Origin of the sequence: Parvularcula maris (assembly GCF_024505085.1) — a bacterium.
GTDB classification, from domain to species: Bacteria; Pseudomonadota; Alphaproteobacteria; order Caulobacterales; family Parvularculaceae; genus Parvularcula; species Parvularcula maris.
Map to the genome: position 1 here is coordinate 36,606 of NZ_JANIBC010000002.1, position 14,235 is coordinate 50,840.

The 14,235-nt window shown below is 65.4% G+C and carries 11 protein-coding genes; 2 read left to right on the forward strand and 9 right to left on the reverse strand.

Annotated elements, in window-relative coordinates:
• Positions 1-2 precede the first annotated feature (2 nt).
• Positions 3-1,034: an ATP-grasp domain-containing protein gene (locus NOG11_RS03610; RefSeq protein WP_256618281.1), complete on the reverse strand. Its 1,032-nt coding sequence runs from the start codon at positions 1,032-1,034 to the stop codon at positions 3-5.
• Positions 1,035-1,186: 152 nt separating this feature from the next.
• Between NOG11_RS03610 and NOG11_RS03615 the strand changes: the two genes are divergently transcribed.
• Entirely contained in the window at positions 1,187-1,795 is a 609-nt protein-coding gene (locus NOG11_RS03615) for a VTT domain-containing protein (RefSeq protein ID WP_256618282.1), read from the forward strand.
• Here the strand turns inward: NOG11_RS03615 and NOG11_RS03620 are convergent.
• The 6 genes from NOG11_RS03620 to NOG11_RS03645 form a co-directional block, all read right to left on the reverse strand.
• On the reverse strand, positions 1,775-3,031 hold the full coding sequence (locus NOG11_RS03620; protein ID WP_256618283.1) for a glucuronyl esterase domain-containing protein: 1,257 nt from the start codon (positions 3,029-3,031) through the stop codon (positions 1,775-1,777). The genes NOG11_RS03615 and NOG11_RS03620 overlap by 21 nt on opposite strands.
• A 97-nt stretch (positions 3,032-3,128) precedes the next feature.
• Positions 3,129-4,052 (reverse strand): hypothetical protein, encoded by a 924-nt coding sequence (locus tag NOG11_RS03625; protein WP_256618284.1) that lies wholly within the window; start codon positions 4,050-4,052, stop codon positions 3,129-3,131.
• Positions 4,049-5,365: an acetylglutamate kinase gene (locus NOG11_RS03630; RefSeq protein WP_256618285.1), complete on the reverse strand. Its 1,317-nt coding sequence runs from the start codon at positions 5,363-5,365 to the stop codon at positions 4,049-4,051. The genes NOG11_RS03625 and NOG11_RS03630 overlap by 4 nt, the downstream gene beginning before the upstream one ends.
• Positions 5,352-6,410 (reverse strand): acetylornithine deacetylase, encoded by a 1,059-nt coding sequence (locus NOG11_RS03635; protein ID WP_256618286.1) that lies wholly within the window; start codon positions 6,408-6,410, stop codon positions 5,352-5,354. The genes NOG11_RS03630 and NOG11_RS03635 overlap by 14 nt, the downstream gene beginning before the upstream one ends.
• Entirely contained in the window at positions 6,394-7,602 is a 1,209-nt protein-coding gene (locus NOG11_RS03640; RefSeq protein WP_256618288.1) for an argininosuccinate synthase domain-containing protein, read from the reverse strand. Before NOG11_RS03640 ends, NOG11_RS03635 begins: the two co-directional genes overlap by 17 nt.
• Positions 7,599-8,594, reverse strand: a complete 996-nt coding sequence (locus NOG11_RS03645; RefSeq protein WP_256618289.1) for an N-acetylornithine carbamoyltransferase — start codon at positions 8,592-8,594, stop codon at positions 7,599-7,601. The genes NOG11_RS03640 and NOG11_RS03645 overlap by 4 nt, the downstream gene beginning before the upstream one ends.
• Positions 8,595-8,798: 204 nt before the next feature.
• Between NOG11_RS03645 and argH the strand changes: the two genes are divergently transcribed.
• Positions 8,799-10,181, forward strand: a complete 1,383-nt coding sequence (argH, locus tag NOG11_RS03650) for an argininosuccinate lyase (protein WP_256618291.1) — start codon at positions 8,799-8,801, stop codon at positions 10,179-10,181.
• Between the two features lie 18 nt (positions 10,182-10,199).
• Here argH and NOG11_RS03655 read toward each other — a convergent pair whose 3' ends face one another.
• Together NOG11_RS03655 and proB are read right to left on the reverse strand one after the other, a co-directional pair.
• Positions 10,200-12,776 carry an HWE histidine kinase domain-containing protein gene (locus NOG11_RS03655; RefSeq protein ID WP_256618292.1) on the reverse strand — a complete coding sequence of 859 codons (2,577 nt, stop codon included), beginning with the start codon at positions 12,774-12,776 and terminating at the stop codon, positions 10,200-10,202.
• A gap of 292 nt (positions 12,777-13,068) precedes the next feature.
• A complete protein-coding gene (gene proB / locus NOG11_RS03660) occupies positions 13,069-14,118 on the reverse strand; it encodes a glutamate 5-kinase (protein ID WP_256618293.1) in 1,050 nt (349 codons plus the stop codon).
• Positions 14,119-14,235: the final 117 nt, after the last annotated feature.

The window sequence follows — 14,235 nt, forward strand, 5'->3', positions numbered from 1 at the left end:
GGTTACGCGGGCTGTCCAAAAATCTGATGTTTCCACGAGAATGGCTGAAGATCGGCCATTTGGAAAGTCCGGGCCGCCGCCCGCGATGTGCTGTAGGAAACCTGGATCTCTTCGGCGAGCGCCTCGGCCATCATATGCGTGGCTTTCAGCTTGTCATTGAGGGGCAGCGCCATGGGCGGCCCCATATCGGTCTTGTTGGCGTCAACGATGAAGAGCTTGCCGGTGTGCCGGTCGCGCAGCACGTCGAGCCCGCCTGCATCGAGACCCAGCTCCTGGGCGAAGGCCCCGATCATGTTGCGCTCCTCCATGGTGAAAACCTCGTCCAGGGAGGTCAGGACGACTTCGGTGTTGGTGTTGGCGAAGCGGCCATCCATGGGGCGGCGCTTGCGAAAGACGAGCACGGGCTTGCCGCCGACGATCGTGGTACGAAGGTCCTCAACACGGTTGTCGTCATACTGATTATCCACTAGGCGCTGATAGACGAAGCCCTCGCGGCGGGGGGCAGGACCTTGCACGATGCGCCCATCATGGGCACCGTTGATCTCTGACTTTTCGACCATCGGTCCGTCATAGGTCTCGGGATCGGCAGCGAGAGCGTAGCCGAAGACCGACTGCATGATCTCGTTGATCCGCGTCTTGGAAATGTCCGTACAGGTTCCGTTGATCACCACCTGGTCGTTCGTAGCCATGACTTCGTCGCTGAAGGTGGCGTCATCGAAGGCCCAGACGAGCTCGGCATCGGCGGGGTCCTCGACCACCTCCGCACCGAGATGCTCGACGATCGCCCTGGCGAAGTACCAGCGGCGGGCAGTGTGGGGGGTGAAGGCGATCTTGATCGGGCGGTCGGCAAGGGTCGGCACCAGGCGCAGCGCGCCGTCATAGGTCAGCCAACGAACGACATCGACCACCGTCGCCCACTCCAGCGGCACGTAGTGACCCGTATGCTCGACTTTGAGACCCTTGCGAGTGATCCGAAGGTCCTGAAACACCGCCCTCAAAGGATGAACTGGCTGCTCTTGCACGTTAGCTACCACCGTCTGCTACGTTCCTTCATTCGGGCCTGCCGCCCGGTAGGTTACGGTCGTTCAAGACCGTCTGCAGGTGTTTTGGCGATTGGAACCCTGGCCTAACCCGACTAGCGTGTCACCGCCGCGACATTCTGTCCAGAAGGAGCTTCGCCTTGCCCATGCCCGAGATGCCGGAGGTCATGCACGCTGCCGAGACCATGATGCACGAGCATATGTGGGCGGTGTATCTGGGCATCTTCTTCGGACCGTTCCTGCAGGAAGATGCGGCGGTTCTCAGCTCCACGTCGCTGGCCGCCTCGTCGATGATGGGGTCGGTACCGCTGATCTTGGGATTGGCGCTGGCGGGGCTGTGCCTCAGCGACATGTGGAAGTACGGGCTCGGAACACTGGGTCAGCGCTGGTCGGTGGCGCGCCGGATGGCCGAGAGCAAGCATGTCCGATCCGCCGGCGAGGTCGTGCAGGAGCGCTTGGGCTCCGCCATCTTCGCAGCCAGGTTCCTGCCGGGTGCCCGCATCCCGCTCTACATCGCCGCTGGCTATTTCAAAGCCGGGTTCCTGCGCTTCGCTGGGTTCATCGTGGCCAGCGCGGCCTTCCTGATTCTGCTGCTCTACGCGGTGCTCAAGCTTCTCGGCGAGGTGGCGGGGGACAAGGCGGTCTTCATCGTCTCCCTCGGCGCCATCAGCGCGCTGCTGCTCCTGATCCTGGTTCGCGTGGTCAAGGCTCGCCTGGCCAAGGGAAGAGAAGCCTCAGTCGCCGAAATGGGCTGAGGCGAAGGCGAGAAAGGCGGGCCAGTCCTCCTCGACCACCCCGTGGGTGCCGGGCCGCATCCAGTAGGCGACGGGCTCCTCCGGCCGGAACGTGCCTAGGCGTTCGAGCGGCCTGACGGCCTCTCCGTAGAGCTCGTAGACCGGGGCAGCGCCAATGGCGGCCTTGAACGCACCGTTGGGGTCGGACCAGACATCCCGTCTCGCGTTGCCCAGCAGCACCGGACGCGGCGCGATCAGCGCGAGAAGCTGGTGCTGATCGGTCTGCAGCCTGTCCTCCTCGCCAGCGAACTCGGCATAGGCAGGGGTGAACCAGTGGGGGTAGCTGCGGGTGATCTGCTCGATGCTCTCGCCGGACTTGCGGCGGTTGAGGGACGCGCCGCCTGTCCCCGACTGGTGCGCGATGACCCCCGCAATGCTGTCATCGAAGGCACCCGCCACCAGCGCAGCCTTGCCGTAGCGCGAGTGGCCGTAGGCGATGAGCCGGTCGGCGTCGATGCTATCTTGCTCGCCTAGAATATCGGCCATCACCGAGAACACCCAGGCCCAGGCGCCCACCGCGCCCCATCTCGCGTCTTCACCTTCCGGCATGAGACGCTGAAGGGCGGCGATCCCGGCCTCGCTCTGGTCCGGCACGACCTCCGTCGCGGAGACGAGCGCCAGGGCGAAGCCTGCCTCGGCGATCATTTCGAGAGGAGGCTGACAGATATACCGGCCGAAGGCGAAGCGGATCATGCCGGGGACCTCGCCCTGCTCGGCTCCCGTTGGGCGTGCGGCCTCCGGGTGCGGCACGGCAGACCACCGGGGGCAGAAGCTCTCGACCATGATGACGGGCAGGGAGCCTTTCGCCGAAGCGGGGCGGACGAGGGCGATGGTGAAACTAGCCTGCTCGCCGGAGCCGCCGGGAAAGCTTGGCCTAGCGGCGACATCGAACTCTTCGAATACCAGGCCTTCGCCGAGCTTCTGGTCCTCGAACACGCGGTGACCTGCGATCTTCGCCTCGGTGGCGACCGGCAGGGTCCCGTAGATCTCCTCCTGCAACGCCGCTTCGATGGCGGGCTTCCGAGCCTCCCATTCGGAACGATCGGAGGCGACGATGGCCGGTGTCGCCTCCTGCCCCTTGGGCGTCTGGGGAGCCCAGGCCAACGTCAGACGCACGCAGCCCGACAGCATCAAGGTCAGCGCGAGGAGCAGGGCAGGGCGGAGGACGGCGCTGGCGAGGCGTTGTTCACGGGGCATTCTTTCTCCAGTCCCAGGTACTGAGGCAACTGGGGTTAGGGGAGTGTTCGGTAAGGAACAATGCGAGGTTGCACCCTGACCTCTTACCGGCAGCGGCCTAGCTGCGCCCCAGCGCCAGGCGGATGTTCTTTAAAGCCTGGGTCGCCGCGCCCTTGCGCAGGTTGTCGAGCACGGAAGAGACCGTCACCGAGCGGCCATCAGGACTGACGGCCAATCCGCCGATGATGCAGAGATCGGTCCCGGCAGCATCCTTGAGCTGGGGAAGCTCAGCCTGCACCCGAACGTTGGGGTAGGGGCGGAAACGCTCTTCCGCCAGGCTGAGAAGCTGCTGATTGGACATGGGCTCGGTCAGCGGCGCGGTCACCGTGACGATCAGCCCTCTGAAGAAGCTCGCGACATGGGGGGCGAAGATAATGTCCCGTCCGGTAGCCGCCGCGATCTCTCGCTCGTGGCCATGGCCGCCGAAACCGTAGGGCAGGATGTTGTCCCTGAGCACCTCCGGATCGTTCTTCGGTGAGGGGGTGGTGCCTGCGCCGGAGTAGCCGGAGATCCCGAAGACGCTGATCGGCCCACCCGCCGCCGGCAGGAGACCGGCGATGGCCAGATTGGCTGCGGTGGCGTAGCAGCCGGGGTTCGCGATCCTCGATGCACCTCGAACGGCTTTGCCGTTCAGCTCCGGCGAGCCGTAGACCCAGCCTTCGCGGTGACGATAGTCCGCGCTCAGATCGACGATCAAGGGCGCCTTGCCGAGAGCTTCGACATAGGGCGCCGCCAACCCGTTGGGCAGACCGAGCACCACGACATCGACGTCCTCTCTTGCAGCCTCTGCCGGGGAAAGGTCGCGCACTTCGAGGTCCCCGAAGCGGCTGAGGCTGGAAAGTCCGTCAGTATCCCGCAGCCTCCGCCCCGCCAGGGCACGGGAGGAAGCGTAGGCCAGCTCGAACGCGGGGTCGCAGTCCAGCTCGCCGATCAGCTCGCGCCCCACATAGCCGCGAGCGCCGATCAGTCCGACACGGATCATCCCACGTCTCCCTCGAAATCAGGGGGGCGTGAGCCGAGCTCGTCGGCCAGGGCCTCGATCCGGGCCTCGAGCCCGCTACCTGTCCAGTAGACGGACCAGGGGCCTCGGCGGACGAAGCCGTCGGCCTGGGCGCTGTAGAAGCCGTTGAACGGGTTTTCGCGCCGCGAGCGCCAGACCAGCTCGGGCGCAGCGTCATGGAGCCTCTGCCAAAGAGATTTCGCCAGACCCTCACCGCGTGCGCTTTCAGACACGGCGAACTTGTCGAGAAGCGGCACGCCCGCGATCGAACCGATCACCGCCCCGGCCCTGCCGCGTTCGGAGGCCAGCACGTAGTCGGGTGCAAAATCCGTCCAGTAGGAACGCTTGAGCTTCCGGCCGAAAGCCTCCTCCAACAACGGTTCGAGCTCCTTTGCTGCCTCAGGGCCACGCCGCTCGATCCGCTCGCCCTGCCGGATCAAGGTTCCCGCACCGGAGTGCGTGAAGAGCTCGCGCACCATCGCCGCAGGCCCCGTGACGGAGACGGAGGCGGACGGTTCGAGCTCGCTCAGAAGGCTGGCGATCTCCTGCACCTTGTGCCGCATTCCGCCGCTTAACCAGGGCTGAGCAAAGAGTTCATCGCCCTCCTCGGCGAGGTTGATGCTGTCGATCAGGCTACCCTCGCCGTCAAGCAGGCCGCCGGTCCCAGTCACGAAGACGACCTTCCGGGGGCGGAGGGACAGCACCATACAGCGCGCGACATTGTCGGCGTTGACGTTGAGAAGCTGCCCACGTTCGTCAGCATGCACACAGCCGATCAGCGGGATGACACCGGCGCGCAGGAGCTGCTCGATCCCGAGCTTATCCGCGGATACCGGCTCACCCACCAGGCCGTAGCGGTCGCGGTCGAGCAGCCTAGCACGAAGCGCGCTCTGCGGCGTCACGGCATGGGCGCCGCGCTCGCGGAGAGCTTCGGCTAGTTTCAGACCGGCATGGCTCGCCGCCTCCGCCACGAGCGGCACCGCCTCTTCGGGCGTGATCCGCATGCCGTCGCAGCGCTCCTCCCTGATGCCCGCTGCAGCGAGGCTTCGGTCGAGCTGCGGTCCCGATCCGTAGACGACGACTGGGGGAAGACCAAGGAACTGCAGGAGAGCGAGGGCGTCGGCGAGGTCGTCGAGACCCTGCTCGAGCACGGCGCCGCCGACCTTGACCACGGCGAAGCAGCCGCTGTTCTTCTCCTCAAAGCGGCGCAGATAAGCGCGCACCTCGCGGCCCTCCTCCAGGCCGCCGAGGAGGAGGCTGACCCGGTCCCTGAAGCTCGTCTCACGCGAAGCCATCGAGGACCTCCGCATAAAGATGGTAGAGCTTCGCTAGTTGATCGTAGGTGACGAACTCGCCGGGTGCATGGGCCTGGGCTATCGAACCAGCGCCCAGCACGAGCGAGGGAACGCCCGCTTCGGAGAAGAGGGAGGCCTCGGTCCAGAAGTCCACGGGTTCACCTACCGGAAGGCCTAACCTGCTCGCATAGCCTTTCGCTGCCTCCTGCGCCCGGTAGGATCGTCCGTCCGCATCGGAGGGTAGGGCGGGGCCGGTGAAGCGGGGGGTGATCTCCGCGTCGCCTAGCTTAGCTATCGAAGACAGAAGCTGTCGGTAGTCGCTGCCCGGACGGTTTCTGAAGCCGAAGAGAAGCTCCGCTTCGGCGGCGATCATGTTGGGTTTGACCCCGCCTTCGATGCGGCCGAAATTGAGGCGGTTGTCCAGTGCCCCCGGCAGGTCGAGCGCGCCGGCGATCAGCCTGGCTGCATCGTGGACGGCGCTACGGCGACCGGTTTCCGACGCGTGGCCGCTCTCGCCCGAGAAGACGGCTCTGGCCGAAAAAATGCCTCGGTGTTCGAGCCGCGCCAGCGCGTCCGTCGGCTCGGCGATCACGGCGAGGTCGGCGTTCGGAGTGTTCTGAAGAAACGACCTGATGCAGCGGCTCTGACCCGCTTCCTCATCAGTGGTGAGAAGAAGCCGCATCGGGTGATCCGTATGCGCGGCGAGTACGAACAGCACAGCGGCGGCGCCTTTGGTATCAGAAGTGCCGAGACCAAAGGCGCGGTCATCCGTACGCACTAGCTGGTGCGGGTCGCTCTCCCAGCCTGGCGCGATCGGCACCGTGTCCATATGCACGTTGAAGAGCACGGGGCTCGTACCGCGGGAAGCTTCGATGATCAGGCACCCCTCACCCAGATCCTCGACGGTGATGTCGAAGCCGGGAAGCGCCAGCCTCACCGTCTCCACGAGCCTTCCGTCCACGTTGATCTCGCGCGGCGGGTTCTCCGTCCGGCAGGCGATCAGCGGGTCGAGATAGCCGAGGATGTCCTCAAGAGGCGCCGTCACTGCTGGCCCTCCCTGCCTTGGCGTGAAGCACCGTGGACTGACCGAAGAGCTCGGCGAAGCCTTCGGCGACGGCGCCGGACCAGGCGGCCTTCTGGGCGTAGACCGAACCGGCGCGCTCGGGGATGTTCTCAGTGCGCACTTCGACGGCGGTCACCCGCCCCGGCTCGAGCTTCAGGTCCACCTCGCCGGTGGTCCGAGCCTGGCTCGACTGGAGGTAGGCTTCGAGGTCTCGGCGCAAGGCGTCGGCGGTAAGCCCGTCATAGATGAGATCGCACCACTTCTCCCCCACCACGCGGCGAAAAGCGTTCTGAGCACGGGAGCTGACCGCCTCACAAAGCGCCGTATGCGCCTCTTCGAGGCCGGTGAGGCCGGGCGCCTCGAAGACGATCCGGCCCTTGAGACCGACCAGCGTATCGCCCGTATAGATACCGTAGCCGATGCCATAGGCGCCGAGCCGCTCGTTCAGGAGGCGCAGCATGTCCGCGCCGGAAGCCTCGCCGTCACCTGTCTTGGCACTGACCGGGCAGCCATTCTCGAACCGGATGGTCACCCGCTCCGAACCCGTCACCTTGGCAAGGCTTTTGGTGAAGACCCGTGCCTCCACCGGCGGCTCCTGCCACTTGTCGATCGGACCGCCGGAAAGGGTGGCGCCGAGAAGGTTCTCATTGACCGAGAAGGCGCTGGCCCGTTCGGGCACGGAGAAGCCACGCTCGCGCAGAAACTCCTCCTCATAGGCGCGGACGTTCTCCTTGTCCTGGATATCCCTGATCGGGGTCAGGATTGGGCGGTCCGTCCGCGCTCTGATCTCGGTATCGAAGCGGACTTGGTCGTTACCCATGCCGGTGCAGCCATGGCCGATGACATCGGCGCCCAGCCTGTCGGCCAGCGCAACCGAGCGCGCGGCGATGATCGACCTGTCCGCACAAAGAACGGGGTAGCGACCCTGACGGCGTGCCCCGCCCCAGAGGAAGGGGAGGACGATGTCGGTCCAGAGCTCTTCCGAAGCGTTCTCGGTGATATGCTGGTCGGCGCCGATTTCCTCCGCACGCGCAGCAATCTTAGCTTCCGCCTCGGGATCGGCGGCGCCGGAATGGACGTAGAGCGTGGTGACCTTGTAGCCGTCCTCACGCAGGCGCAGGACGCAGTAGGAGGTGTCGAGGCCGCCGGAGAAGGCGAGAACTGCGTGTTTCATTGATCGTTCAGTGCACTCAGCACCGCCTTCTGTACGTGAAGCCGGTTCTCGGCCTCTTCGATGATGAGGGAGTTCGAGCCGTCCACCACCGCGTCGGTGGCCTTCACGTTGCGGCGCATGGGGAGGCAGTGGCTGAAGGTGGCGTTGTTGGTCAGCGCCATCTTCTCCTCGTCCACGATGAAGCGGCGGAGGGCGTCGGGGGTCAGGCGCTCTTCCATGGGCAGACCGATCTGATCGAGCCGCCCCCAGCTTTTCGCGTAGACCGCATCTGCGCCCCGATAAGCCTCCTCCACATCATGGGTCAGCGTCAGACCCCGCCCGTTCTCACCGGCAAAGCGCGAGCCCGCCTCGATGAACTTCTCGTCCAGCATGTATTCGTCCGACGGCATGAGGAGGGTTACCTCCATCCCCATCTTCGTCGCAGCCAAGAGCGCCGAGTTCATCACGGCCGTGTTGAGCGGCTTGGGGTGGTAGGTCCAGGTGAGGCACATCTTCTGGCCTTGGAGGGACCCGTGACGCTCCTGCAGCGCCATCAGCATGGCGAGCTCCTGACAGGGGTGGACGATCGTCTCCATGTTGACAATCGGCACCGTCGCGTAGCGCACGAAGGCAGAGAGGACCGGGTCATGCCGCTCTACGCTCCAGTCCTCGAACTTCGGGAAGGCCCTGATGGCGATCATGTCCACATAGGTGGAGAGAACGCGCGCCGCCTCGGCGACATGCTCCTCGGCGGTGCCGTCCATCACCGCGCCGTCCTCGGTTTCGAGCGGCCAGGTGCCGCCGGCATCGAGCACGACGGAGCTTCCGCCGAGATCGGTGATGCCGACCTGGAAGCTCGTTCTGGTGCGCAAGGAGGGGTTCATGAAGACGAGGGCGATGCGCTTTCCTCGGAGACGGTCCTGGCGGGGGTTGGCTTTGAGCTCTCGCGCATCGTCGAGGAGAGCCTGAAGCTCCGCTTTGGACCAGTCTTCGGTGGTCAGGAAATGCCGCACGGGGGTCGCTCCTTGTCGTCGTCTTCGGCAGGGCAAGGTCCTTTGCAGTGACCCGGCGCCTTGGAAAGGGCAAGTTTCCGCGATGTTTTCTGCAGGGGCGGCCAGCAAAGCTAGTCTTCTTTGCTGCGCCTCCTGCTATGAAGAGAAAAACTAGGCAGTGCCGGGCCTAGGAAGACCGCGCTTTCTGCGCCACAGCATCTCCCCATGACCGAGAGAACCAAGAACCCCCTCTGGGGCGGACGTTTCGAAGGCGGCCCCGCCGCCCTGTTTGAGGCCTTCGGCCACTCCCTCGACGCCGACATCAAGCTCTGGCGCCAGGATATCGAGGGCTCGAAGGCCCATGCGAAGATGCTCGGTGCGCAAGGCATTATCACCAGCGAGGAGGCGGATGCGCTGGCGAAGGGCCTCGATCAGGTGGCTTCCGAGATCGAGGCGGGCACCTTCGAGTGGTCCGAGGCCCTCGAAGACGTGCACATGAACATCGAGGCGCGTCTGCGCGAGATCGTGCCGGAAGCCGGGGGCAAGCTGCATACCGGGCGCTCCCGCAACGATCAGGTGGCGACGGACCTCAGGCTCTGGGTCCGCGCGGCCCTCGAACGCTGCGCCGAAGGGGTGCGCGAGGTCCAGCGTGCCTTCCTCATCCAGGCCGAGCAGGGGCACGACGCCCTGATGCCGGGCTTCACGCACCTGCAGATCGCCCAGCCCGTCACCTACGCTCACCACTGCCTCGCCTATGTGGAGATGCTGGAGCGGGACCGGGCGAGGCTTCTCGCTGCGAGGGACCACCTCAATGTCAGCCCCCTAGGGGCGGCAGCGCTGGCCGGAACGCCTCACCCCATCGACCGGGAGGCCACCGCGAAGGCTCTCGGCTTCGAGCGGCCTATGACCAACAGCCTCGATGCGGTCTCCGCCCGCGATTTCTGCCTGGAGGCGGCGGCAGCGGCGTCAATCTGCGGGGTGACCCTCTCACGCTACGCCGAGGAGGTGATCGTCTTCGCCTCCTCGCCCTTCAGCTACTGGAAGCCGTCGGAGAGTTTCTCCACCGGCTCCTCCATCATGCCGCAGAAGCGCAACCCGGACGCTGCCGAACTCATTCGTGCTAAGGTCGGGCGCCTGGCTGGCGCGTTCACCGCACTGACGCTTCAGACCAAGGGTCTGACCCTCGCCTACGCCAAGGACATGCAGGAGACGAAGCCCGTCACCATGGACGCGCTGGAAGAGCTGGAGAAGACGCTCCTCGTCTGCGCAGGCATGGTCGCGGAGATGGGGATCAACCCTGACCGCATGGATGAGGACGCCAATAAAGGCTTCGCCACCGCCACCGATCTCGCAGACAGCCTGGCGGCGGACGGGGTGGCGTTCCGGGACGCCCACGACATTGTCGGGCGGCTCGTCGGCCTCTGCGAGAAAGAGGGCTGCCTCCTCAGCGACGCGCCGGAGGAGAAGGCCCTTCAGATCTCGCCGCTGCTCACCAAAGAGCGGCTGCAGCGCCTCACGCCCAAGGCCAGCATCGAAGCCAAACGCCGTACGGGCACCTTCCCCGACAGCCGCGAAGAGGTGCGCCGCTGGCGCGAGCGGGTAGGGTAGAGCTTAGTGCTCCCGACCCTAAACCTCTTCCTGCGCCCTGAGGATCTTGCCGATGCCCTGGGACAGGGAGCCGTCGTCCACCGGTTTGGTGAGGACCGTGGCGGCGGCGAGCTCGGGGGGCAGGGACATATTCGAGCCGTATCCGGTCACGAAGAGGAAGGGGATGTTCTGCCCCCTCAGCTTCTGGGCGATCTCGAAGGAGACCTTGCCGCGAAGGTTCATGTCCAGGATCGCGAAGTCGTAGTCTCCGCGGTCCAGCTCCCTCATGGCGGCATCGACGGTGCTGGCCGTCTCGATGGTCTCCGCCCCCAGGCGGGAGAGGCTCTCCACCATATCCATGGCCAGGACGAGGTTGTCCTCGACCAGCAGCACGCGCTTCTTGGAAGCCACACGGATGATCTCACCGACGGAGCCGGCGAGCTTGACGCTCTTCTCCTCCTTGAGGTCGACGAGGTTCTCCGCGGGCAGGGTGAAGGAGAAGCGTAGCCCGGCGGGGTCGTAGTCGAGGTCCACGGTCCCGTCGAACTCGTAGGGGATGGCCTTCTCGATCAGCGAACGGCCGAAACCGTGACGGGAAGGGGGGGAGACTTCCGGACCCCCGATCTCGCGCCAGGAGAAGGACAGGCCCTCGTCGGAGACCGACCACTTGACCTTGACGATGCCGTCCGTGGTCGACAGCGCGCCGTACTTCGCGGCGTTGGTGATGACCTCGTGGAAGACGAGGGCGATCATGGGCGCCACATCCGCGCGGAGCCCGACCACCGGTCCCGAGAGAATGACCTGGACCTCGTCGTCGTTCATGTAGGGAACGAGCTCCGTATCGAGAATGCCGCGCAGCGACACGCCCTGCATCGACTCCGACACGGCGAGATCGTGCGCCGCCGCCAGCGCCGCGATACGCTGCTCCAGCGCCAGGGCGTAGCTCTCCAGCGATGCGGAGGACGCCTTGGCCTGCCTAGAAAGCGATCTGATCAGGGCGAGAATGTTCTTCACCCGGTGGTTCAGCTCGGCGATCATCAGCTCCTGCTGGCGCTGATGGTTGAGGAGGTCCTTGTGGCGGACGAGGTTCTGCCGCTCGCCGCGCGCGGTGAGCTGGGTGAGGAGGGTCTGGATCTCCTTGGCGCTGGTATGGTCGAACTCGGTCCAGGCTTCGGACTGGCCCTTCTGCTCCTCCATGAACGCGTTGAAGGAGCCGCGCGGGGTGATCCTCGGTCCGAAGGGGCCGTGCCCCATCTCCTTCTTGGGATCGCCTGCCCAAGTGACCTTCTTCGTCACCTCGTCGCGGAAGAACATGAACTGGAGCGGGTAGGCGGCGGTCGCCCTCAGCAGCATGCAACCCGCGGAGTCGCAGGCATCGTCAGCGTCGATCCAGAAGTCACCGACCATTGCCTCGGTGACATCGATGAGGTCTTCCTCCTCCTTCATCCGCTCGGCGATATGACGGATCACCTTCTCAGGCGGGACCGAGCCGCTGGTCTGCAGCTTGTCCTCCCTGACCACCGCCACACCGTCGCAGGTGATCAGCTCACGGCAGATCGTGGCGATGTCGGGAAAGGCATGGATCATATCCTTCGCCGCGTCGGTCTCGGCGAGGATCCTCTGCTTCGCAGCCGCCGCCCGAACGCGCTTGGCCGCGTGCTCGTTCTCGGTCTTCTCCTTGATCAGGAGGGAGATCATCTGCCCGAAGAGCTCGGCGGCGATCCTGGTGTCGGAGCTGATGACACGTGGCGACATGTGGTGGCAGGCGAACATGCCCCACAGCCTGCCGTCCACGACGATGCCGATGGTCAGCGTGGCACCGACGCCCATGTTCTTGAGGTACTCGACATGGATGGGCGAGACGCCGCGCAGGTGGGACAGCGACATGTCGAGGGGCGGCAGGTTGTCGTCGCGCCTGAGCACGGGGACCGGGTCCTGGCCGACATCCGACAGCAGGCGAAGGGGGTTCTTGACCTGAAGCGCTCTAGCCTGGGCGGGAACGTCCCAGGCGGGGTAGCGAAGGCCGAGGAAGCTGTCGATATCGGGGCCGCGCGCCTCAGACAGCACCTCGCCGGAGCCGTCGAGCGCGTAGCGGTAGGCCTTGACCCGGTCGTACCCGGTCAGCTCGCGAAGGCCGAAGGCGCCCACTTTGAGCATGCGCTCGATGGAGGGCTCGGCACCGGCACGCGCGAGGAAAAGGCGGGCCTGCTCCGCAGGCGAGCGCTCGCCGCTCTCCACCAGGTCCACGGGCTTCTCGATCTCGATGATGCCGCGGTCTTCGCCGCTGCGGTGGGCGTAGACCTCGAACGCACTGCCGTCGAGCTCGTACCGGCCAACCCGCTCACGCTGGGTCTTGGACGTCGAGTAAGAGAGGATGTTGCGAAGATCGTGGAGCGCTTCTTTCGGCAGAACCTCGCCGAGGGGTTTGCCGAGCACCGACTGCGCCTCGATGCCGATAATGTCCGCCAGGTTCGCACTGACATAGTCGATGGCGTTCAGCGTCAGCGGGCACGCCAGAAGCGCTCCGAACGGCTGAATATGCCCTGGGATATGGATCGGCTCCTTGTCGCAGTTGTCGACGGTGAGCCCGGTTGCGATATCAGTACCGTCTGCCATAACTGCCTGTACCTGTTTTCTGTTCTGCCGATGTCGGCGTGCGGCAACACCCTTGAAAAGTCTAGCTGGTTCCGGTGTACGAACCAGCAACCCAAAGGTGGATGCGACAATTTTCACCGGCCTCCGCCCTCAGACGAAGTCACAATTTAGCGCACATATGGCCGAGACAAGCCGCAGCCTCGCAGTTTTCGCCTAGGCCTGAGCGAAACAGCCCTCCTTCTCACGGGGCTAGCCAATGTTTGCTTCGTGCAGAAGCGCACATTGGTCGGTTCTGTCGGTAGGAAGCGGTGGGCTACGCCCCTTCGAAAACGAGGTTGTCTCGGTGGATGACGATGGGTCCGCCCGATGCTTTCAGCTCGCCGCTGCCCCGGGCAGCGAGGCCGAAGCCGATGGGGGCTCCGGCGCAGCGGACCTCTAGCAGCTCGCCCTCCCGGAACATGGGTAGCGGTGCTGCGATGCCTGCCAAGAGCAGGCTGGCGCCGTTTTCCAGGGCGGCTGCGGCGCCTTGGTCGATCTCGATGACGGCCCCGCGGTGTTTGGTGCCGCCGAGCCATCTCTTGCGGGCGCTTGGGCTGCTGGCTGCCTCGACGAGGGTCGAGCGCGCGCTGTGGTCGAGGGCCGATAGCGGCTGAGGATGCTTGCCGGAGGTGATGATGGTGGGGACGCCCCAGCGGGCCGCCGTGCCTGCCGCGAGGAGCTTGCTGCGCATGCCGCCCGTGCCTTGCGTGCCTGCGCCGCCTGTCCCGGCGAGATAGGCTTCCACCTCTCCGCGCTCGATCAGCTCGACGGGTTTCGCTTCCGGACGGTCCGGATGGGCGGTGTAGAGGCCGTCGACATCGGAGAGGAGGACCAGAAGATCGGCGCCGATCAGGCCCGCTACCCTGGCGGCCAACCCATCATTGTCGCCAAAGGTGATCTCCTCGGTCGAGACGGCGTCGTTCTCGTTGATGATCGGCACGACCCCGGCGCTGAGGAGCGCCTCGAGCGAGCTTCGCGCGTTGAGGTACCGCGCGCGGTCGTCGGTAACGTCTGGGGAGAGCAGCACCTGGGCGACCCGGCGGCCATGCTCGGCGAAGGCCCCGCGCCACCTCTCCATGAGGAGGGGCTGGCCGATGGCCGCGAAGGCCTGCTTCTCTGCCAGGTTCCGCGGGTTCCGGTTCAAAGCCTGCTTCGCGAGGGCGATCGCGCCCGAGGAAACGAGGACCGCCCTTCCCTGAAGCGCCAAGAGATCACCGGCGAGACCGGGGAAGGAGAAGCCCTCCTCCCCCGCAATGAGCGAGGACCCGACCTTCAGCACGGTGCTACGGGCGTTCCTCACATAGTCTGCTGCCTTCGCGCTCACCTATCCTGTCCCGAAGTTGCACGGGCGTGCCCTTGCGCTCGCGTCATGGGGCGCCAGAACATCGCGCTCATGTGGTTGTTTGTAGACTGTCATGCCAAAAATACCTAGTAGCGGGCC